We start from the raw sequence: 22,624 nt of genomic DNA on the forward strand, positions 1-22,624 counted from the left end.
ATTATTTTTATGAAATCGCCATTAATAAACATTTTAAAAAACACCAGTAAATAGAAGGCGATACCATATGACCTATGAAAAAAAAATAATTTCTACTTATGAAAGCAAAACTACATTATGTTTTTTCAATAGCAATGTTTTTGTTTGCCTTTTCAGTTATAGCACAAAATTCTTCTTGGAAAAAATTACAAAATGTTAAGGATTCTGAAAAGATTTCTAAATATCATTTAAACGAAAACAGAGTTGAGTATTTTGAACTAAATGATGTTTCGCTGAAACAATCCATAGCGGGAGCGTCACGAAGAACTGCTAAAACGAAACGAAACAACACGATTGTAACGATTCCAGGGCATGAAGGCGAATTAGAATCATTCAATATTTTTGAAGCTTCTGTATTTTCTCCAGAATTAGCTGAAAAATTTCCTGATATTAAATCGTATGTTGGTTACAGTCTTGAAAACCCCAATACCAGAATACGAATGAGTATCTCTCATCTAGGTATTAAAACCATGATTTCTTATGTAGGTAAACCAACTATTTTTATGGAGCCAACTGCTAGAAATTCCAACCAATACATTTTATACAGCAAAGACTCTAAAAATAATAGCGTTAATACATTTGAATGTCTAACTATTGATGACTTAAACGAATCCCTTAATAAAAATAGTGGAAATTCAAAAACAACGATTAATGAAGGTGGCGCGAATAACCAAACCCTTCAAAAATTTAGAATAGCTATTTCTGTTACGGGAGAATACACGAATTATTTTGGTGGAACGGTTGCTGATGCGCTTGCTGGTATCAATGCTACTTTAACTAGGGTGAATGACATTTTTGAGACCGATATGGCTGTTACTTTCGAACTTGTAAATGCTCCAGAATTAATTTATACAGATGCTGTTACAGATCCATACTCTGATGCTGATATTGGTTCTCATGAAGATAATTTCAACAATGCAAGCGGTTGGAGTCTTCAATTACAAAATAACTTAACCAGCACTATTGGAAATGTTGCCTATGATATTGGCCATTTATTTGGGGCAACTGGCGGAGGTGGAAATGCAGGATGTATTGGTTGTGTTTGTACCAATGATACAGCTTCAACAACAGATAAAAACAAAGGAGCTGGATTCACATCTCCAGCAAATGATGTTCCGGAAGGAGACACCTTTGATTTAGATTTTGTGGTTCATGAAATTGGGCATCAAATGGGGGCTAGTCATACCTTTGCTTTTGAAAATGAAGGCTCTGGCGTGCAATCTGAACCAGGAAGCGGCAGCACTATTATGGCGTATGCCGGTGTTACTGATTTGGATGACGTTCAGTTAAATAGCGACCCTTATTTTCATTACCAAAGCATCAAACAAATATTAGATAATTTAAGTACCAAAAGTTGCCAAACAACTACTGCGATTTCCAACAGTTCCCCAATAGCGAATGCTGGAGATAATTATACCATTCCTCAAGGCACTGCTTATATTTTAAAAGGAATTGCCACTGATAGTGATAGTGGTGACAACCTGACTTATTCTTGGGAACAAATTGATAATGGCGTTGTTACTAGTTCCAATTTTAGTTCAAGTTTAACTTCTGGCTCCATCAATCGTTCTTTACCACCAACTACATCACCTGATAGGTATATTCCAACCCTTAAAAGCGTGCTTAACGGAAAATTAACCGAAACTAATCCAACTATTGGAAGCGCATGGGAATCGGTATCTTCAGTCTCAAGAACCCTTAATTGGGCGTTAACGGTTCGTGATAGAGACCCCTTAACCGTTGTTCAAAATGGCCAAACAAGTTATGATACCATGAGTATTACAGTAAATGCTAGTTCCGGCTCCTTTAAAGTGACCTCTCAAAATGTTACAAATTTGAACTTAACTCCAGGAACCATTGAAACGATTACCTGGGATGTTGCCAATTCCAATGTTGGCCCTGTTAATGCTGCGAATGTAAACATCCTTTTATCAACCGATGGTGGTTTAACATTTCCAACCATATTAGTTGCAAATACCCCTAATGATGGCAGCCAAAATATTAGTGTGCCTTTTATATATGCGCCTCGTTGTAGAATCATGATAGAACCTGTAAACAATATTTTTTATGCAGTAAATGACGAAGAATTTGCTATTAATTATACGGTAAGCACCACTTGCCCACCAACCTATGATTCTGCTTTAAATTTGAATTTACCTGTAAGCGACAGTCAAGAAGCTAATCATACCATAAATGTTCTGGATTCTGGTGTTATTAGCGACGTGACGGTCAATGTGAATATATCCCATACGTATGTAGAAGACTTAGTGGTAACCGTAACACATCCAAACGGAACAGCAGCTTCCAAGCTGTGGAACAGAAATTGTTCTTCCCAAAGTAATATTGTGATGACCTTTGAAGATTGGACAAATAATATAAACTGCAATTCTACTGGAGCAGGAAACACCTATGCCCCTACTGAATTATTGGATGTTTTTAATGGGTTGGATGCAGCAGGTGGTTGGAAAATTAATGTGAAAGATTTAGGTATTGGAGATAGCGGAACCTTAAATTCATGGTCTTTAGATATTTGTACTCAAACCGATACGTTAACAAACCCCTTTATTGAAGAAACTATTATTGGTATAAAGGTGTTCCCAAATCCTAATAACGGTAATTTTTGGGTGGCTTTCAATTCTGAAACCAATAACGATGTTACTATGGCGCTATTTGATATTAGAGGCCGATTGGTATTTAGTAGCGTTCACGCTAATTTAGGAGGTGTTTTCAGAGAAGAAATAAAACCAATGGGACTTCAATCGGGAATGTATGTATTGACTGTTAATGACGGAAATATTGCAACCAAACAAAAAATTATTATTGAGTAATTTTATTTACCATTAAAGACATTCATGGCATTATTTACGCCAGCAAGCGCAAAAGATTTAACTAGTTCTACAGATTTATCCAATCGCTCTTTAAGGTTTTTGGTTTCTTCTTCTGTCCATTCCCCTAAAACATAATCTACTTGTTTTCCTTTGCTAAAAACATCGCTAATACCAAATCTAAATCGGTTATAATTTATGGTATTCAGTTTCTCTTGAATATCCTTTAACCCGTTATGTCCGCCATCGCTGCCTTTGGTTTTAAGGCGAATACTTCCAAAAGGCAAATTTAAATCGTCTGTAATAACCAATAAATTTTCTAACGGAATATGTTCTTTTGTTAACCAATATAACACCGCTTTTCCACTCAAATTCATATAGGTGTTTGGTTTTAATAGGATAAAGGTTCTCCCTTTTAATTTATAGGTAGCCACATCTCCTAGCTTTTGTGTTTCAAATATTAAGCCTTCTTGTTCGGCGAAATAATCCAACACTTTAAACCCAATATTATGACGCGTGTTTTTATAATCGTCCCCAATATTTCCCAAACCTACTATTAAATATTTTTTCATGGAATCATTGTCCGCTATGAAGCTTCTTTTCTTAAAAACTTTATTTAAAAACCTAAACATAATGTTTTAATTGGTAAAAATAAAAAAGCATCCTGAATATTACAGGATGCCTTTTCATTTAAATTTGAGTTGCCTCTATTCTTGAGTAGCTTCTACTGCTGTAGTTTCTGCTCCTTCTTCTGTTAATTCAGCCGCTGCTTCTGCTGCTGCCTCTGCTTCTTCTTCTTCAAACTCATCAATTGAAGTTCTAGATCTTCTTACTAAACAAACCACTGTATTATCTGGATGCATGAATTTGTATGCATCATTTTCTAAAGTAGTAATATAAAGTTTACTTCCAATTTTAAGAGGTGTAATATCTGCCTCAATAAAATCTGGTAAGTTAGCTGGTAATGCTTTCACTCTTAAACTACGTAAGTTTTTACGCAATACACCTCCATTTTTAACACCTTTTGAATTACCTACAAATAAAACAGGTATTTCCATGGCAATTTCCTTGTTTTCAAATAACTGATAAAAATCTATGTGAAGAATTCTGTCTGTTACTGGGTGAAATTGAATGTCTTGTAAAACAGCATTATAGGTTTCACCGTTTTCTATAGCAATCACAACTGTATGCGCATTTGGTGTGTATACAAGTTTAGAGAACGCTAGTTCGTTTGCTGAGAAATGAACTGGTGTGTCTCCTCCGTATAATACGCAAGGAACCTGACCAGCATTACGTAAGGCTTTTGTTGCTTTTTTGCCCACGCTTTCTCTTTGAGATCCGTTAATTGTAATTGATTTCATTTTTAAAATATATAGTTATTAATAATTATTCTTTTTTAGCTCCTTCCCTTTGGGGAGGTTGGGAGGGGATTACATGACAAATTTTGAACTTATAGATTTATTGTGGTGTACCTTATGCATTACATCAGCAAATAAGTTAGCACAACTTAAAACCCTAAGTTTATCGCTATGTTTTTTTAGTGGAATAGAATCTGTAATGATTAATTCCTCTAGTTTTGATTTTTCAAGTTTTTCATAAGCACTGCCAGATAAAAGGGCATGTGTACATATAGCTCTAACACTTAATGCGCCACGTTCCATCATTAAATCGGCCGCTTTGGTTAATGTCCCTGCGGTATCAACCATATCGTCTACCAATACTACGTTTTTCCCCGTTACATCACCAATAAGCTCCATGTGCGAAATGGTATTGGCTATGGCCCGTTGCTTATAACAAATAACAACATCACACTCCAATGCTTTTGAATAGGCGTAGGCTCTTTTAGAACCTCCCATGTCTGGTGATGCAATGGTTAAATTATCAAGTTTCAAACTTTGCAAATAAGGGAGAAAAATAGTAGATGCAAATAAATGATCTACTGGTTTTTCAAAAAACCCTTGAATTTGGTCGGCATGCAAATCCATAGTTATAATTCGTGTTGCACCAGCTGCTTCCAGCATTTTTGCTACCAATTTAGCCGCAATAGGTACTCTTGGTTTATCTTTTCTATCTTGTCTTGCCCAACCAAAATATGGTAAAACCGCTGTGATATGTCTTGCCGATGCGCGTTTAGCGGCATCAATCATCAACAACATTTCCATTAAATTTTCGGGACCTGGATTTGTAGATCCTATGATGAATATCCTAGTTCCACGAATGGATTCTTCATACGAAGGTTGAAACTCGCCGTCGCTATACGTGGACGTTATCACATTACCTAATGTAACACCAAAAGCTTTGGCAATTTTTTCACCAAGCACTTTACTTTGGGCACAAGCAAAAATTTTAGCTTCGGTAGTAACGATAGGCATAGTTAACTTGTTGTTTTGTAGTCCATAAAGACTACCCTGATTTTAAACGAGGTGCAAATTTATACATTTATTTTAACCTAAAAAGTATATTGTCTTGTATTTTTATGTGAATTAAAGAAAATATTCTATTTTTGCTGTCCAAAATAGGCTCAAGTGGCGGAATTGGTAGACGCGCCGGATTCAAAATCCGGTTCTTCGGAGTGCGGGTTCGATTCCCGCCTTGAGTACAGATATTTTATTAAAATGCCCTATTTTCAAAGGTTTTGAGGATAGGGTTTTTAATTTGTGCCGACATAGTATACAACAATTAATTAAAACGTTTCTAATTTAACATTGAAACTACTTTCTAAATTTGCATCCTAGTTCCGTTTTTAGATCTTCTCCTTTTAGGGGTTTTACTTGTCAAAACAACTAAAACAATAGTTAGAGCAACAAACAATATAGCATATAAGACATGGTATATTATTTTCCATAATACCTTGAGAAACGACAATATTCTATTTTTTTGACTTTCACTTAACTTTTTGATTTTCATTTTTTAAATGCTAGAATATTTGTCAAGACTATGACCAGTTTTAAAACTCCTACCTTCGTTATGGTGTTGTGCCGTATAGATTTACGACCTCCATACGCTCGTTTAGTTCTAATCTGTTAAACTCGTATAAAGTCATTAAATCTATTAATTCTCTTAATTTGGTGCAGAATTAGTCTTTTAAACCAAATATGATATTTAGTTATTGCTCCGTTTGGGAATGGTGCAACTTCAATCTTATATAATTCATAACCTCTATTGTTAAATATTTTAATTAAGTGAATTTGACTTTTTGCAAGGAATTTATTTTCCGTAATAGTGCCATTTTCATCTGAAATTTGAACATTTTTTATATAGGTTTCTTTTTGGTCATTATCCCAATATTGAATGTACAAATCTTGAGAGTAACAATTGAAACCAAAAAGAATAAATGTGATAATGAATATTTTTTTCATAATAAATAAGTTTAATTAAAAGTTAAATGTAAGATAGTGTCAATTCTATAAGTTTATAAACTCCATAACATACTAAACCAATAGTAAGTACAACAAACTTTAACTTTCCAACAACCCACCAGTAAGGTTTATATATATTGTTTTGGTTCATTTTTCTTATAGTCATATTTCATTGAATAAATATAGTAAATTGTTTATTACTCAAGTAAGTTTTATACCCCCCTACCTAAAAAAATCAAAGAGTAAAAACATAACTAACAAGCGATGTACAGACTGTTAGCCCTTTATAGATTTTACCCCATACCCCTTATTATTTTTATAAAATAACTCTCTTTAATAGTTTATATATCTATTTTTTTTGTTTCTGTTTTTAGTATATATTATTCATGTAATATACTCCATAGTAGGTGTGTAATATATTCCATAGTAGGTGTGTATTATATTATATAGGGGTGGTGCAATTTTTATACTGGGTGGTGCAGAAATTGACAAGGGTAGTGCAATTTTGATGCTAGATTTATTTTAAATAATCTGTATGTATTTTTCCATATATCTTAAATTGAACTGCATTTAAAAGATGAAAATATATTTCTTTTGAATTATAGTTGTAATCATTTTCGTTTCTTGTATCATTAAAATCATCAATAAACTTCTTAAAACTTATTTTGTCCTTAAAATATTGCTCCCATTCATTTTTAAAAGATTTCCATAAATGCGGTTTATATTGCTCTAAATAGTTGGTTGGTTTAATTGTATAGTCAAGATTGAAACATAATTCAATCAATTGTTTATTTACATTTACATAACGGTCTTTCCGTTTAATCACTTTAATTTTAACTAATCCATTTACTTTTAGAAGTCTAAAATGTTTTTTAAACATGCTCTCTTTAATACCTAGATAAATTAAGTTATCCAATATGTAGTTTGTATTCATTAAAACATATTTTTCGTTTTCAAATAACAATTGTGGCATATTATTATTTTTATGAAATTCATCTAATATAAACCCCATAATCATACAATGATATACATTGAAATAACCATCATTGATATTGTTAATAACATGATAATCTTTAAAAGCCTTATAATTTATGTATGAGCCATATTTATAATTGACTTGGTTATCTGTATTCTGTTTATTTTTCATTAAATTTATAAAGTATTAACGTTGCCCGTTTATACAAACATTTGAACAAACTAAAGAGCTGGTTAACAGCTCTTTTTTTGTTATACCATGTTTGATATAATGTTCTTTAAGAAAGTGTTTTAATATCTCTTTTTTACGGACATAGAAGTCTTTAAATATATCAACTGTTAACCCTTTATGTAAATCATTACTTTGTATAATTACTAAATGTTGAGGTGTTTCAAAGTTGGTGCCTTTGGCTGTTTTGGTTGTTAGGTTTAATTCTCTCGAAATATTGCCCTCTAAAACATTATTGATATTTGTTTTAGCCAGTCCAGTACGTGAACACCGTTTCCAGTTTGTTTCATCTCTAAAATATAACCAGTAATCAAAATCACGGCTCCTGTCATGGAAACCATTGTCAAACTCAAGTCTAATTATTTCAGTAAATAACGGCTCGTTAATAACCTCGTCATTACTTTGTAAACCATAATTTATAATGGTTTTTGTTTCGTTTGTAGATGTTTGAAAATAAACAGCTCTTATAAATTCTATATTGCCCGTTTCCATTGTCTTACTTATTAGAGTTATACAATGTTTCGGTTACTTCTTTACGACTGAAATATGTTTTATTACCCATTTTATAGGGTTTTAAAATACCTTTATTCATCCAGTCATGCAAACAGACTAAAGAAATTTTTAGGAGTTTAGCCGTTTCATTTCTTGACATAAATTCTTCCGGCTCTTTTGGTATGAAGTTTTGTTTTAATTCATCTAATTGAGCCTTGATTTTTTCATCAATTAGGTTTGCTAGTGCATTTGGTGTAGTACCTAAAAATTGTATTGTTTCCATAATTAATATTTTAAATTATGGTGCAATATCTTAACTCTATTTAGGGTATTTAGAGTTAAAAAAAGGGGATTTATCCCCTTGTAAATTCATGTAAGTAAAAATCAAACTTACTAGAGTAATAATTACTACTTGTTAAATCCTCAATATTTAAATGTGGGTTTTTTGGGTTTAATTCGCAAATTTCATTAAAATTCTTATTCCAGTAGATAGCAAAGTCATTTAAAGAACTTCTAATTTTAAAAGGGGTATTTTTATTTTCATCACTATTTTTATAATACATTTTAAATGTAATATGTTTTAATGCCGTTTTAACTTTTGGCTCGTTATTCCTTAACCATTTATCAACTAAATAATTAAAAAACAATTCACTTTTAATTTTATCGTTATTTAAAAAAACTAAATCCCCCTGTGAAGTTTGTTCGTTTTTATCTAAATTATTGAATAGCGTTTCAATTCTTAAATTATAGTACGATAGTTTTATACTATTTCTTAAGTCATTAAGACGATCCAAAAAGAATTTTTGAAGCTCCTTTTGTTCTTTAATTATTGATTTTTCGGTATAATCATTTACTTCTTTATCATTAAATAATTCTTTCGAAATTTTTAATTGTTGAATGTGGTCAAATTTGAACTTAGGATATACAATTAATTGTTCTAAATCTTCTTTATTAATTTCAACTTCATTTTTAAATTCAATCCTCAATAAAAACGATTTATCTCCAAACTTTTTAATTATTTTCTTTTTTTTTCTTTTGTAAAAATCTAAATATTCTTGATTTGAATTATTAATGACACTACTATCAAATACTTCCTTTCTAACAAACAATACAGCATCTTTTAATTCATTTTCAATTAATATAATAAAATCATCTATACTGTTAATTTCAATATCCATTTGAACAAATGACTTAGTTAAACCGAGGTTTTATTTCTCCATTCTTTATAATTCTTATACGGTTTTTGACCTGTAATAAATTCAATCTCATTGTTTAAATAATTAAAAGCATCTTTAGATGTTTTATAAAATGGTAGAACCATAAAATATGTTTCGTAAAATCCTATTGAAGTTTCAAGGTTTAAATTTGTTTTCATGCGGTTTCAGTTTTTACAATATCGAGTTTAGATTTTTTACTTTTCTTTAGCTCCTGGACTTGCCAAAATTCGTTTAATACATTTGCATTATCTTTTGGGGTTTTACCTATGTAGTTTAAAAACATTCTTTCAGTTGTATGCCCTGTTACTGCCATAATAACGGGTGTTGGTAATTTTCCGTAATGGTTTGTAGCAAATGAACGTCTGCAAATATGACTTGAAACTAATTCGTGTTTTTTATATTCGCCTTTTTCCTTTCGCCAAACTTTTGATTTTAATTTAACATTTTTGGATCCATCAACGAACTCATTAATTTTAACTTCACTACAAACAGTTTTAATGTATAAATTAAAATTTTGACTTGATATTGCTCTAGGAAATTCCCCGTTGAGGTTTTTTAATATTTCTTTTACTTGAGGATGCAAAGGCAAGATGATTTTTTGCCCTGTTTTTTGAGCCGTGTATTCAATAAAACCATTATTTACATTGTTTCTGGTAAACCTCAACAAATCACTAACCCTTGCACCAGTCCAAACGCCAATTATTAACCAATTACGAGCATTATCTAAATAAGGGATTTTACTAAAATCATGTTTGAAAATGGTTTCTATCTCATTTTCATTAAGAGTAATAAAACTTACTTTTTCTTTTGTTGCTCTAAATTCTCCATTCAAAACAACTGGATTTATTTTTATACCGTATTTTTTCGCATCAATACAAATCGTTTTTATGTAATTGATATAACGACCAGTAGTGTTGAGGTTTAATTTTTCAACATTGATTAAATAATTTTTAAAGTCTTTATAAAATTTTAAATCTATTTGTTCAAAAGTGTATGGTTTCTTTTGATTGGTTTCAAATGCACCAACTTTGTTTATTATGGTAGTATAACGTTTTAAAGTGTTTTCAGTCACTCCTGTTTTACCGCTAATTTGAACTTTTGTATTTAAAGTTTCTTTGTAATACTTTGAATAATCTAAGAAGTAGTTTAAATCTGTTTTGCTGTTTTGATTAAAATAGCACTTAATAGTTAAATTTAACCATTCAGAATTGATAATTCCCCCATTTGAATAGTGGTCGTTAAAACTATTCAAAATAGTTGTTCTAAGACCGTTTAAATCATTCTGTAAATTCTTTTTATCTTGAAACTCTGAAATTTGTTTAACAGCTCCTTTGTCGCTATTCCAGTATTTAGGGTCTATTAATAACGAAGTTGAGCGTTTTAAATCTATTTTACGCCCTTGAGTGAAGCGTAAATAAATAGTAGTAGGGTTTTGATTCCCTTTAGTGAAATACTTTAAAGAAGCCATAATAAACTAACTAACATTTGAACAAATCAAATATAGCAAATAATTTGAATGGTGCCGACATGGTGTACAACATTTGATTAATTTATACTAATTATTGCTAACCTCAACTAATTTCAAAGGGTTTTGAAAATCGTTGATAACAGTAATAAAATAAAGGGTTTTAAAGTGTTTTTAGAGAATTTAAAAGACTAACAAAATTAATTAGATTCAATTCCCGCCTTGAGTACAACCTTAAAAGCCTAACACTTATAAAAACATAAGTGTTAGGCTTTTTTACTCATACAAATCCCCGAGCATTACATTTTATCTGTATTAATCTTCATTTAAGAAATTGAAAAAACTTATACCTATATATAATCCTATTGAAAAAAAGGTATTCCAGGCGTAGCATATTTGCGCATGCCCTCCTCATTTATTTCCACTCCAAGTCCTGGCTTGTCCGGTAAAGGAATGTAGCCGTCTTTAGTTAAAAAATCACCATCAAAAGTGACAATTTCCTTATACATATCATTTTCATGGAAGTAAATCTGCCACTCAAGTATAAGGAAGTTTGGTACGGCTGCACATACATGTGCCGATGATATGGCGCCAAGATATGAGGCAACCATGTGTGGCGCAAAAGGAACATTATAGGTGTTGGCCATATTCGCTATACGCAGTCCCTCTCCTAACCCTCCACATTTTTGAAGATCGGGCATGATAACATCTACAGCACCAATTTCTAAAGGATGTCTAAAACCATAGGTCAAGTACCAATTTTCACCACCGCAAATAGGAGTAGTGGTTGATTCACGAATGCGAGCATAAGATTCTGGAACTTCAGCCGGCACTGGTTCTTCCAACCACATTAAATTGTATGGTTCCAAAGCCTTAGCTATTTTCATGCCCGAAACCTCGTCAAAACGCCCATGACAGTCTACACAAATATCAATATCATTGCCTACAGCCTCCCGAACTGCAGCGATTTGGCTTTCCATGCGCCTCAACTCTGGAATACTCACGCTCCAGTTGTATTGGTCTAATTTATTCGGGTCTTGACGATCATCAATATCAAATTTTACAGCCGTAAAACCATATTTATCAACATCTTCCTTTGCTCTTCTGCCCATCTCATCTGCCGCAAGCCTGCTACCTGCCGTATCGCAATAAACTCGTATCTTGTCACGAAATTTACCTCCCATTAACTGGTAAACCGGCAATCCTAAGGCCTTGCCCACCAAGTCCCACAAAGCGGTTTCTATTGCCGTCATCACACATACATACATACCGGCTTGAGCGCCTTTAAAGAGGCCTCCTCTGCGCATTTCTTCCTGAAGCCTATTAATATTCAAGGGATTTTTACCGATTAAGTGATTTTGAGCTAAATGGTTCACAACGTAATAAGTACCGTAAACACCATCAACCCCTTGACCATGACCAACAATGTCCTGATTTGTATAGATCTTGACAAAAAGGCTATGTTCATTGCGAATAAATCCGCATTTTACCGCGGTAATCTTAAGATCTGACGGTGCTGAAGACTTTGGTGTTCTTTCCACAGAAGATGCCAGCCCATTATAGGACGTGGCTAACATCGCGCCTGTAACACCTAGAGTGGTTTTAGACAAAAAGGAACGACGGGAAGATTTTTCACTAAGGAATGAGGAAAATAATTTCATTGTTTTTGATTATTTAATTGGTTGGTATTCATAAATATAATAAAAATACAAATAGCTTTTTGGAAGCTGCCTCAATAAAAATTTGGAAAATTAAGGTTGGGTTCCTTCTTCCACACAAAAAAAAGACCTTGTATAGTAAACCAAATGCTGATGCAACTTATATGCGTATGAAGGAAGATCATATGCAAAATGGACAGCTAAAACCCGGATATAACGCACCAACATCAAATGATTTTAGACGGTTTCATTAAAAGGAATAGAAAAAACAGAATTAGAGTTCGGTTTAATGGAATTGCACATAATTTAAGAAAGAAAATTGTTGCTTAAAGGCTATCATCAAATAAAAAAACCGTCTCAAATTTTAGTGTTGAGACGGCTTCTTTTTTTTTAATTTATTCTGCTCTTAAAAATTACAGTTTTTTATCTCAGTAACACGTAACGTATTTACCATACCTTTATCTTGAATGGGCATGGCTGCTAAACTGATGAGCATATCGCCTTCTTCCAAATAACCCATTTTACAGGCTATAGCATTAACGTCTTCAATGGTTTCATCTGTACTTACAAACTTATCGTAATAAAAAGCACGAACGCCCCAAAGCAAACTTAGCCTTGTTAATATGCGTTTGTTTGATGTAAAAACTAAAATATGGGATAATGGTCTCCATGCTGAAATTTGAAACGCCGTATAACCACTGTTCGTTAATGTAGAAATGGCTTTCGCATTAATTTCGTTTGCCATATTGGCGGCATGGTAACAAATTGATTTTGTAATGTAGCGATTAGTGCGAATATGTGGCGGTAATTGAGGCACTTTAATTAGTGGGGAATTTTCTACATTTCTTAAAATGTTTGCCATTTGCCTGATGACTTGTACTGGATATTTACCAACTGACGTTTCTCCCGAAAGCATTACTGCATCTGCTCCATCCATCACTGAGTTTGCAACATCATTTACCTCTGCTCTTGTTGGTGTTAAACTGTCAATCATGGTTTCCATCATTTGGGTTGCAATAATCACAGGGATTCTAGCTTTTTTAGCCCTTAAAACCAATTGCTTTTGAATTAATGGAACTTCTTCAGCAGGGACTTCTACTCCCAAATCGCCCCTAGCTACCATTAATCCATCACAATGTGCTACAATTTTATCTATGTTTTCTACCGCTTCTGGTTTTTCAATTTTTGCTATAATTGGTATTTTTTCATCACTATGTTCTGCTATTAAATCACGCAGTTGAATCAAGTCTTCTGCATGACGGACAAATGACAAGGCGATCCAATCTACATTTTGTTTTATGGCAAAAATAGCGTCTTCAATATCCTTTTCTGTAAGTGCTGGTTGCGAAATATCCGTGTTAGGTAGATTAACGCCTTTTTTAGATTTTAAAGGACCTCCCTGAATAACACGAGCTTTAACTTCTTTTACACCATCAGTTGAAACAACTACAAACATTAATTTTCCATCATCTAAAAGAATACGCTCTCCAGGTTTAGCGTCTTGAGGAAACCTATCATAGGTCATGTAAACACGGTCTTTGGTGCCTTCAAAGCGTTCTCCGGTGGCAAAAATGATTTCATCTCCTGGATAAACTATAACTTCTTCCTTCATTACACCTACACGAAGTTTTGGGCCTTGTAAATCTGCTAAGATGGCAGCGGTAAAACCAAATTCTTCATTAAGTTCCCTTATCATTTTTATTCGATCGGCTACATCGTTATAATCGGCATGCGAAAAATTGATTCTAAATACATCGGTACCTTCCTCAAGCATTCCTTTTAAAACTTCCTTCGTGCTTGTTGCTGGCCCTAATGTGGCTACTATTTTGGTTTTTTTTCTTAATTGCATTAGCTAAAAATTAAATTGTTTTTAGATTTTAATTGATTCCCATCAATATGATAGGCTGTTGATATTTGGGGTATTTTTAATATAGTATCTATAATAAGTTTTCCTTGGTCGTCGTCAAATTCACTATCAATCTTTAAAAAATAATTAACCTGTTTGTATTCTGGAATAAGATAAAACGTTTTGGTGATTTTTTCTTCTGAATCAAATAATGATTGTTGATTTGCTTTTTGGTATACTTCTGATTTACAAACGTTATGTACTAAATTCCATGTTGATAAATATTTAGGGTCTACCCATTCAAAAATAGAAAAGTTTGATTTTCCATTGTTATAATCTAGGTCTGAAGGCTTTCTATTAAGACGTATTTTTAAATAACTATTTAGAAGGTATGCTAACCTATAATCTTCAACAGCGCAATAAATTGCTATTAAAGTATATGGAGCTTCTTCAAAAAAATCATCAAGAATAAGCTTGTGTACAGCCATAAATTATAAATTGTGTAAATATAGTATTAATAATAAAGAGTCGTCACATCTTTTGCTTAATCTTAATTTTGAATGCCGACTAAAACGTTATAGTTGATTAATAATAATCCAGATTTTTAAATTAATCTAGACATTCTATTTTGAAAAACAAAAAAAGCGCGCTTTGATGCTTTCTCTTCTGCCTTTTTCTTGGAGGTTGCCCTAGCTTTTGCAACAACTTTTCCGTCTATGGATAGTTTCACTGAAAAATGTCTAACCTCATCATTTCCTGTGTCTTCATAAACATTGTACCCAAAGGTTTTCTTTTCTTTTTGACACCACTCAATGAGCAAACTTTTATAACTAATAACCTTGCCTTCAAGTGTTTCAATATCTACATAAGGGGTAATAACACAACTGTAAATAAACTTTTCGCAATACTTATAGCCTTTGTCTAAAAATATAGCACCTACCAAAGCTTCAAATAAATTGCCATGAATATTGTCTCCAAATTGTCCCGTTGGAATTTTACTTTCAACCAGTTTTATTAAGTTTAATTCTTTACCTAATTCATTTAAATGTTCTCTACTGACTATTTTTGATCGCATTTTTGTTAAATAGCCTTCATCTCCGCTAGGTACTTCAAGAAATAAATGCGAGGCAATAACGGCGCTTAGCATGGCGTCTCCTAAAAACTCCAATCGCTCGTAATTAATAACATTCCCAATACTGTCCTTTATATTCATGGAACGATGTGTAAATGCTGTTTCGTAGAATTTAATTTGCTTAGGTCTAAAACCAAGTATTTTAGTTATTTCCATAAAAAAATTCCCGTTGCGTTTAAAACGGGAATTTAGTATGTTACGAATGTAATTCATCTGATAATTTCTATTGTTCTATGTCGTCAGATGTAATAAACCTATCGACTTGAATTTCATGAAACAACATATCATAATGGTTTATTTCATTCGGGATTTAATCTATTTTCTTGAACAATACACAGGCGTTGTGACCGCCAAATCCAAATGTATTACTCATGGCTACTTTAACATTTCGCTTTTGAGCCTTATTTAAAGTTAAATTTAATTCTGGATCAATATTTTCGTCGACTGTTGAATGATTAATTGTTGGTGGCACAATGCCATGCTCTATTGCTAAAATAACCGAAATGGCCTCAATAGCACCGGCAGCACCCAATAAGTGACCCGTCATTGACTTTGTTGAATTAATATTTATTTTTTTAGCATGGTCTCCAAATATTTCCGATATAGCCTTAAGCTCTGCAACATCTCCAAGAGGTGTTGAGGTGCCATGCGTATTAATATGGTCTACATCTTCGGCTTTTAGTCCAGCATTCTCCAAACAATTTTTCATTACGGCAATAACTCCAATACCATCTGGATGCGGTGCTGTCATGTGGTAAGCATCAGATGACAATCCACCTCCAACAAACTCGGCATAAATTTTAGCTCCTCTTGCTTTAGCGTGCTCGTAGTCTTCTAAAACCAGTGCGCCTGCACCTTCGCCAAGAACAAATCCATCTCTTGTCCCATCAAAAGGTCTAGATGCCGTTTCTGGGCTTTCATTTCTGGTTGATAAGGCATGCATGGCATTAAACCCTCCCATACCCGCAATGGTAACTGCTGCTTCACTTCCTCCAGTAACTATAATGTCGCAATGCCCTAAACGAATCATGTTTAAAGCATCAAACATAGCGTTTGCTGCAGAAGCACAGGCAGAAACCGTGGTATAGTTTGGTCCCATGAAACCGTATTTAATAGAAATGTTGGCAGGAGCAATATCTGCAATCATTTTAGGAATAAAGAATGGATTAAATCTCGGGGTTCCGTCGCCCTCAGCAAAGTTTAAAACTTCTTGCTGGAATGTTTCCAAACCCCCAATACCAGCGCCCCATATAACACCTACTCTTAACTTGTTTACCTCGTCTAGATTTAATTTGGCGTCTGCAATGGCTTCATCGGCAGCAACCATAGCATACTGCGCAAACTTGTCCATTTTCCTGGCCTCTTTTCTATCTATAAAGTCGGTAACTTCAAAACCCTTTAATTCGCAAGCAAATTTGGTCTTAAATTTTTCAGTATCATAATATGTTATAGGCGCAGCACCACTTTTCCCACTAACTAGGCCCTTCCAATATTCATCTATGGTATTGCCAATTGGTGTTAAAGCTCCTAATCCTGTGACTACAACTCGCTTTAATTCCATAAAATGTAATGCTTATTTTGCTGCTTCTATATAAGAAATAGCTTGACCAACTGTTGCGATGTTCTCAGCTTGATCGTCTGGAATTTGGATGTCAAATTCTTTTTCGAATTCCATGATTAATTCTACAGTGTCTAATGAGTCTGCTCCTAAATCGTTAGTGAAGCTAGCTTCCGTTACAACTTCGTTCTCATCAACTCCCAATTTGTCTACGATAATCGCTTTTACTCTTGATGCAATGTCTGACATAATCTTTTAATTTTAAGTTTTAATTAGTTGGCAAAAATAAAAAACTTTATTCTCAAAACATATCTTTAATTTAAAAATATGATTGTAATTTACTAAAATAACTTTTAAGTAATTTTATTTTAACCATAATAATGTTAATAATTATTCTTTTTTTTGTTTTTGAATTTTTAAAGTCTGGACCTGTTTCTTAAAATAGACTCATAAATTTTACGTAGCAATCTATTAAATTAAATACTAATAACATCAAATAACTTAAAATATAAAAGCATTAAATGAAACGTATTGTGATTTTTGCGTCCGGAAGTGGTACTAATACTGAAAATTTAATCAAATATTTTCAAAGCAGAGACACTGTTTCTGTTGTTCTAGTGCTTACAAATAACCCGCACGCCAAGGTCTTAGACAGATGCAAACGGCTTAAAGTAAGTGCGTTCTCTTTTAACAAAATAGCGCTTACTGAAACTGGCGATGTACTCAACCTTTTAAAAGCATCAAAACCAGACCTTATTGTTTTGGCGGGTTTTTTATGGAAATTCCCAGAGTCTATTTTAAATGAATATCCCAATCAAGTAATTAATGTGCATCCAGCGCTACTGCCTAAATATGGTGGCAAGGGCATGTACGGTATGCTTGTTCACGAAGCCATTGTGGCAAATAAAGAAACCGAAACTGGTATTACGATTCATTATGTTAACAAACATTATGATGAAGGTGCTATTATATTCCAAGCTACATGCGACGTAAAACCCTCTGACTCTGCGGACGATGTTGCTGCAAAAATCCATGATTTGGAAATGGAACATTTTCCTAAGATAGTTGAAAGGATGCTGTTAGAAAAACTTTAAACTTAAATTCATAAGATTCCCTCCTTCGAGGGAATTACAAAAATGAGTAAGAAAAAGAAAAAATATTATACTGTTTGGAAAGGACATCATCCAGGTGTTTTTGAAACTTGGAACGATTGTAAAGCACAAATAAGCAACTTTGAAGGTGCTCAATATAAATCTTTTGAGACTTTTGAAGCCGCAAAACAAGCTTTAAAAGGGAATTACTTTGATTATATAGAAAAGAAATCGGATTTTAAAAGTCCCTTATCCGCCGAACAACTTAAAAAAATTGGACAGCCAAATTATAATTCCATTTCAGTGGATGCCGCATCAAGTGGAAATCCAGGAAAAATGGAATACCGTGGGGTTGACACCAAAACAAAACAACAACTCTTTATTCAAGGCCCTTTTGAAGAAGGCACCAATAATATTGGTGAGTTTTTAGCCATAGTCCATGGATTGGCACTTCTTAAAAAAAACAACAGCGACAAACTTATTTACACCGACTCTAAAACCGCCATGAGTTGGGTAAAAAAGAAGACTTGTAATACGAAATTAGAACGTAACCCAAAAAATGAAAAACTTTTTGAATTGATTGAAAGAGCTCTTAATTGGTTAAAAACAAACAGCTACAAAACAGTTATTGTTAAATGGGAAACTAAAGCTTGGGGAGAAATTCCAGCTGATTTTGGGAGAAAATAAATTCGTTTTTTAGTGTTTAAAAAACTTATATTTGCACAAAAATTTAGAAGTCCTTCATGGGTAAATTAGTAATTGTTGGCACCTTAGCTTTTGATGCTATTGAAACGCCTTTCGGAAAAACCGATAAGATTTTAGGTGGTGCCGCTACTTACATTGGTTTATCTGCTTCACAATTTAATGTTGATGCAGCCATTGTTTCTATAGTTGGCGGTGATTTTCCTAAAGAATATTTAGACCTTCTTTCAGATAAAAACATAAATCTTTCTGGAGTGGAAATTGTTGAAAATGGTAAAACATTTTTTTGGAGTGGTAAATACCACAATGACATGAATTCCCGAGACACCTTAGCAACAGAGTTAAACACGCTTGCTGATTTTAATCCTGTTGTTCCAGAAGATTATCGTGATGCAGAGATTGTTATGTTAGGAAACCTGCATCCGCTCGTCCAATTAAGTGTTTTAAATCAAATGACTGTTAAACCAAAATTAGTCATTTTAGATACCATGAATTTTTGGATGGATTGTGCTTTGGATGATTTACACACTGTGATAAAAAAAATAGACGTTATAACCATTAACGATGAAGAGGCTAGACAACTTACTGGGGAATACTCTTTGGTGGTTGCCGCTAGAAAAATCCATAGTATGGGTCCAAAATATGTCGTTATAAAGAAAGGGGAGCATGGAGCACTTTTGTTTAACAACGACAATGTTTTTTACGCACCGGCACTTCCTTTAGAAGAAGTTTTTGATCCAACAGGTGCTGGTGATACATTCGCGGGAGGTTTTGCTGGATATATTACCAAAACAGGTGATACCTCTTTTGAGAATATGAAGAATGCGATTATTCATGGCTCTACATTGGCTTCTTTTTGTGTTGAAAAATTTGGAACAGAACGCATGCAAAATTTATCAAAGAAAGAAGTTCATAAAAGGTTGCTGCAATTTAAACAGTTAACCCAATTTGAAATAGAATTAACATAACGTATCGCGCTCCTAAAAAGAGCGCGTTTTTTATTAAAAAAATTATTTTAAGGATATAAATAATGAGTGATGCTTTAAAACACGAATGCGGAATTGCAGTTATAAGACTTTTAAAACCTCTTGAGTTTTATAAAGAAAAATATGGCAGTGCTTTTTATGGGGTAAATAAAATGTACCTCATGATGGAAAAACAGCATAACCGTGGTCAAGATGGTGCTGGTTTTGCAAGCATTAAACTAAACACAAAACCCGGAGAACGTTACATTAGTAGGGTGCGTTCTGTACAGCAGCAGCCCATTCAAGATATTTTTGCTCAAATTAACCAAAGAATAAACAAAGATTTAACAGAGCATCCTGAATATGCAGATGATGTAGCGCTTCAAAAAAGGCATATTCCGTATATAGGTGAAGTTTTATTGGGGCATGTGCGATATGGTACCTTTGGCAAGAATAGTGTTGAAAGTGTACACCCCTTTTTAAGACAGAACAACTGGATGCACCGAAATTTAATTATGGCCGGGAACTTTAACATGACCAATGTTAAAGAACTATTTAGAAACCTTGTTGAACTTGGCCAACATCCAAAAGAATATACCGATACCATAACCATTATGGAAAAAATTGGTCATTTTTTGGATGATGCCGTAAGCAAAATTTATAAAGAAGTAAAAAAGGAAGGTTACAATAAAATGGAAGCATCTCCATTAATTGGCGAGCGTTTAAATGTTGCCAAAATTTTAAAACGTGCCGCTAAAAATTGGGATGGGGGCTATGCTATGGCTGGACTAATTGGTCATGGTGATTCCTTTGTGCTAAGAGATCCTGCAGGCATTCGTCCGGCATATTATTATAAAGATGATGAAGTAGTTGTTATAGCTTCTGAAAGACCTGTGATACAAACCGTTTTTAATGTAGAATATAAAGATGTGAAAGAGCTCGCCCCTGGGCATGCCATCATCACAAAAAAATCTGGTGACACCAAAATCAAAAAAATATTGGAGCCTTTAGAACGAAAAGCATGTTCTTTTGAGCGTATTTATTTTTCAAGAGGAAGTGATGCAGAAATTTATCAAGAACGAAAAATGCTTGGTAAATTATTGATGCCAAAAGTTTTAGATGCTATTGATAAAGACACTAAAAATACCGTTTTTTCATATATTCCAAATACGGCCGAAACATCATTTTTTGGAATGATAGAAACTGTTGAAGATTTTCTAAATGAAAAGAAAACCGCCGCAATTTTAAAAGGCAACTATAAATTATCAGCTGAAAAAGTAACCCAAATTTTATCTGAAAGACCTCGAATAGAAAAAATTGCCATAAAAGATGCTAAGCTTCGGACCTTTATTACTGAAGACAGTAGTAGAGATGATTTAGTGGCGCATGTATACGACATTACTTATGGTGTAATTAAGCCCACAGATAATTTAGTGATTATTGATGATAGTATTGTTAGAGGCACCACCTTGAAAAAAAGTATCATCAAAATGCTGGACAGATTACATCCCAAAAAAATTGTGGTTGTATCTTCTGCCCCTCAAATACGCTATCCAGATTGTTATGGTATTGATATGGCAAACTTAGAAGGATTAGTGGCTTTCAGAGCTGCTTTGGGATTACTACAAGATATTGGTAAATACAACATTATTGAAGAAATATACCAAAGATGTAAAGCTCAAGAAGATTTAGAAGATATAGACGTACAAAACTTTGTTAAGGAAGTTTATGCGCCTTTTACAGATGAACAAATTTCCGACAAGATTGCCGAGTTATTAAGTGATGAAGGGGTAAAAGCAGAAGTGAAAATAATTTTTCAATCTGTTGAGAATTTACATAAAGCTTGCCCTAAGCATTTAGGCGATTGGTACTTTACTGGAGACTATCCAACGGTTGGTGGAAACAGGGTTGTAAATCGTGCATTTATAAATTTTTATGAAGGCAATAAAGAACGAGCCTATTAAATATATTATTTTTAAAAATTAACGGTTAATCCTAAAAAATCGCATTTAGTCTGAAATAAATGCGTTTCGTCTAAAAAATAATTAGGTTTTCATAAATACATATAAATTGGTCTCACCATAACATAAGTAGGTTAAGTTCATGGTAGATTTGGGGCAAAAAAAGGTGAACATCTGTTCGCCTTTTTTTATGCTTTTACGTTTCAGCTTTAGGATTTTATTTTAGCACCATCTTCATCTTTAAAAACTTATAATTTCTCTTAAGCCAATATATATGTAGTTTGACTAAAATATTTCTTGAAACTATTGTACCTCTATATATTTGACCCACCATAACATAAGTAGGTTAAGTTCATGGTAGATTTGGGGCAAAAAAGGTGGACATCTGTTCACCTTTTTTATTTCATATAAATTAGTTCCACAAAAAAGGGTCTAGAATTAAATTCTAGACCCTTTTTGATTTTAAAAAGATATTTTATTTTGCTTCTGCGTAACGTCTTTCAACTTCGTTCCAGTTAATCACATTAAAAAATGCCGTGATATAATCTGGGCGACGGTTTTGGTAATTTAAATAGTAAGCGTGTTCCCAAACATCAATTCCTAAAATAGGTGTTCCTCCACAACCAACACCTGGCATTAATGGATTATCTTGATTTGGTGATGAACAAACTTCTACTTTACCACCTTTATGAACACATAACCATGCCCAACCAGATCCAAAACGCGTTGCAGCAGCTTTGCTAAAAGCATCTTTAAATGCATCCACAGAGCCATAAGCAGTTATAATAGCGTCTTTTAATTCACCAGTTAAAGATCCTTTTCCATCTGGTTTCATAACATTCCAAAATAATGAGTGGTTGTAAAACCCTCCTCCATTATTTCTCACCGCAGCATTACTCATATCTAAATTTATAAGGATGTTTTCAATAGTTTTTCCTTTTAAATCTGTTCCTTCAATAGCTGCGTTTAAATTGTTTGTATACCCTTGATGATGTTTTGTGTGGTGTATTTCCATGGTACGAGCATCAATATGTGGTTCGAGGGCATCATATGCGTATCCTAATTTCGGTAATTCGAAAGCCATAATTTCTGTTTTTTTATGTATTAATA

Annotated in this window: 22 protein-coding genes and 1 tRNA gene; 6 read left to right on the top strand and 17 right to left on the bottom strand. The window is 33.3% G+C overall.

The window, feature by feature from the left end; genetic code table 11:
• The first annotated feature begins 98 nt into the window (after positions 1-98).
• Positions 99-2,867, top strand: coding sequence for a zinc-dependent metalloprotease (locus CSW08_RS05645; RefSeq protein WP_106658932.1), 2,769 nt, complete (start codon positions 99-101; stop codon positions 2,865-2,867).
• A gap of 2 nt (positions 2,868-2,869) precedes the next feature.
• Here CSW08_RS05645 and pth read toward each other — a convergent pair whose 3' ends face one another.
• The 3 genes from pth to CSW08_RS05660 form a co-directional block, all read right to left on the bottom strand.
• Positions 2,870-3,436: an aminoacyl-tRNA hydrolase gene (gene pth, locus CSW08_RS05650; protein ID WP_238987205.1), complete on the bottom strand. Its 567-nt coding sequence runs from the start codon at positions 3,434-3,436 to the stop codon at positions 2,870-2,872.
• Between the two features lie 135 nt (positions 3,437-3,571).
• Positions 3,572-4,225 (bottom strand): 50S ribosomal protein L25/general stress protein Ctc, encoded by a 654-nt coding sequence (locus CSW08_RS05655; RefSeq protein ID WP_106658934.1) that lies wholly within the window; start codon positions 4,223-4,225, stop codon positions 3,572-3,574.
• Positions 4,226-4,294: 69 nt separating this feature from the next.
• Positions 4,295-5,236 (bottom strand): ribose-phosphate pyrophosphokinase, encoded by a 942-nt coding sequence (locus tag CSW08_RS05660; protein ID WP_106658935.1) that lies wholly within the window; start codon positions 5,234-5,236, stop codon positions 4,295-4,297.
• Between the two features lie 147 nt (positions 5,237-5,383).
• Between CSW08_RS05660 and CSW08_RS05665 the strand changes: the two genes are divergently transcribed.
• Positions 5,384-5,463: transfer RNA gene (locus tag CSW08_RS05665), tRNA-Leu, on the top strand.
• Between the two features lie 424 nt (positions 5,464-5,887).
• Here the strand turns inward: CSW08_RS05665 and CSW08_RS05675 are convergent.
• From CSW08_RS05675 to CSW08_RS05740, 13 genes are all read right to left on the bottom strand, one after another.
• A complete protein-coding gene (locus tag CSW08_RS05675) occupies positions 5,888-6,223 on the bottom strand; it encodes a hypothetical protein (protein ID WP_106658937.1) in 336 nt (111 codons plus the stop codon).
• A gap of 517 nt (positions 6,224-6,740) precedes the next feature.
• Positions 6,741-7,370, bottom strand: a complete 630-nt coding sequence (locus tag CSW08_RS05680; RefSeq protein WP_106658938.1) for a hypothetical protein — start codon at positions 7,368-7,370, stop codon at positions 6,741-6,743.
• Between the two features lie 15 nt (positions 7,371-7,385).
• A complete protein-coding gene (locus CSW08_RS05685) occupies positions 7,386-7,919 on the bottom strand; it encodes a hypothetical protein (RefSeq protein ID WP_106658939.1) in 534 nt (177 codons plus the stop codon).
• Between the two features lie 4 nt (positions 7,920-7,923).
• Positions 7,924-8,202: a helix-turn-helix domain-containing protein gene (locus CSW08_RS05690; RefSeq protein WP_106658940.1), complete on the bottom strand. Its 279-nt coding sequence runs from the start codon at positions 8,200-8,202 to the stop codon at positions 7,924-7,926.
• 70 nt (positions 8,203-8,272) lie between these two features.
• Positions 8,273-9,097 (bottom strand): hypothetical protein, encoded by an 825-nt coding sequence (locus CSW08_RS05695; protein WP_106658941.1) that lies wholly within the window; start codon positions 9,095-9,097, stop codon positions 8,273-8,275.
• Positions 9,098-9,114: 17 nt separating this feature from the next.
• The gene (locus tag CSW08_RS05700; RefSeq protein ID WP_106658942.1) at positions 9,115-9,294 is read right to left on the bottom strand and encodes a hypothetical protein; all 180 of its coding nucleotides are present in this window, start codon (positions 9,292-9,294) and stop codon (positions 9,115-9,117) included.
• Positions 9,291-10,604 (bottom strand): tyrosine-type recombinase/integrase, encoded by a 1,314-nt coding sequence (locus CSW08_RS05705; protein ID WP_106658943.1) that lies wholly within the window; start codon positions 10,602-10,604, stop codon positions 9,291-9,293. Before CSW08_RS05705 ends, CSW08_RS05700 begins: the two co-directional genes overlap by 4 nt.
• 359 nt (positions 10,605-10,963) lie before the next feature.
• Positions 10,964-12,262 (bottom strand): mandelate racemase/muconate lactonizing enzyme family protein, encoded by a 1,299-nt coding sequence (locus CSW08_RS18360; protein ID WP_106658944.1) that lies wholly within the window; start codon positions 12,260-12,262, stop codon positions 10,964-10,966.
• Between the two features lie 403 nt (positions 12,263-12,665).
• A complete protein-coding gene (gene pyk, locus CSW08_RS05720) occupies positions 12,666-14,108 on the bottom strand; it encodes a pyruvate kinase (RefSeq protein WP_106658946.1) in 1,443 nt (480 codons plus the stop codon).
• A complete protein-coding gene (locus tag CSW08_RS05725; RefSeq protein WP_106658947.1) occupies positions 14,108-14,593 on the bottom strand; it encodes an IPExxxVDY family protein in 486 nt (161 codons plus the stop codon). Before CSW08_RS05725 ends, pyk begins: the two co-directional genes overlap by 1 nt.
• Before the next feature lie 116 nt (positions 14,594-14,709).
• A complete protein-coding gene (gene rnc / locus CSW08_RS05730; protein WP_106658948.1) occupies positions 14,710-15,450 on the bottom strand; it encodes a ribonuclease III in 741 nt (246 codons plus the stop codon).
• 97 nt (positions 15,451-15,547) lie between these two features.
• On the bottom strand, positions 15,548-16,798 hold the full coding sequence (gene fabF, locus CSW08_RS05735) for a beta-ketoacyl-ACP synthase II (RefSeq protein ID WP_106658949.1): 1,251 nt from the start codon (positions 16,796-16,798) through the stop codon (positions 15,548-15,550).
• 12 nt (positions 16,799-16,810) lie between these two features.
• Positions 16,811-17,044, bottom strand: a complete 234-nt coding sequence (locus CSW08_RS05740; RefSeq protein WP_007647141.1) for an acyl carrier protein — start codon at positions 17,042-17,044, stop codon at positions 16,811-16,813.
• A gap of 272 nt (positions 17,045-17,316) precedes the next feature.
• Here CSW08_RS05740 and purN point away from each other — a divergent pair, with 272 nt between their 5' ends.
• From purN to CSW08_RS05760, 4 genes are all read left to right on the top strand, one after another.
• Complete coding sequence (gene purN / locus CSW08_RS05745; RefSeq protein ID WP_106658950.1) at positions 17,317-17,889, top strand: phosphoribosylglycinamide formyltransferase; 573 nt, start codon at positions 17,317-17,319, stop codon at positions 17,887-17,889.
• 42 nt (positions 17,890-17,931) lie between these two features.
• Complete coding sequence (locus CSW08_RS05750) at positions 17,932-18,573, top strand: ribonuclease H1 domain-containing protein (protein WP_106658951.1); 642 nt, start codon at positions 17,932-17,934, stop codon at positions 18,571-18,573.
• 56 nt (positions 18,574-18,629) lie between these two features.
• Positions 18,630-19,556, top strand: a complete 927-nt coding sequence (locus CSW08_RS05755) for a PfkB family carbohydrate kinase (protein ID WP_106658952.1) — start codon at positions 18,630-18,632, stop codon at positions 19,554-19,556.
• Positions 19,557-19,618: 62 nt separating this feature from the next.
• Entirely contained in the window at positions 19,619-21,517 is a 1,899-nt protein-coding gene (locus CSW08_RS05760) for an amidophosphoribosyltransferase (RefSeq protein WP_106658953.1), read from the top strand.
• Positions 21,518-21,989: 472 nt separating this feature from the next.
• Here the strand turns inward: CSW08_RS05760 and CSW08_RS05765 are convergent, their stop codons facing one another.
• Complete coding sequence (locus CSW08_RS05765; RefSeq protein ID WP_106658954.1) at positions 21,990-22,598, bottom strand: superoxide dismutase; 609 nt, start codon at positions 22,596-22,598, stop codon at positions 21,990-21,992.
• Positions 22,599-22,624: the final 26 nt, after the last annotated feature.

Origin of the sequence: Confluentibacter flavum, from assembly GCF_002843175.1 — a bacterium.
GTDB classification, from domain to species: Bacteria; Bacteroidota; Bacteroidia; order Flavobacteriales; family Flavobacteriaceae; genus Confluentibacter; species Confluentibacter flavum.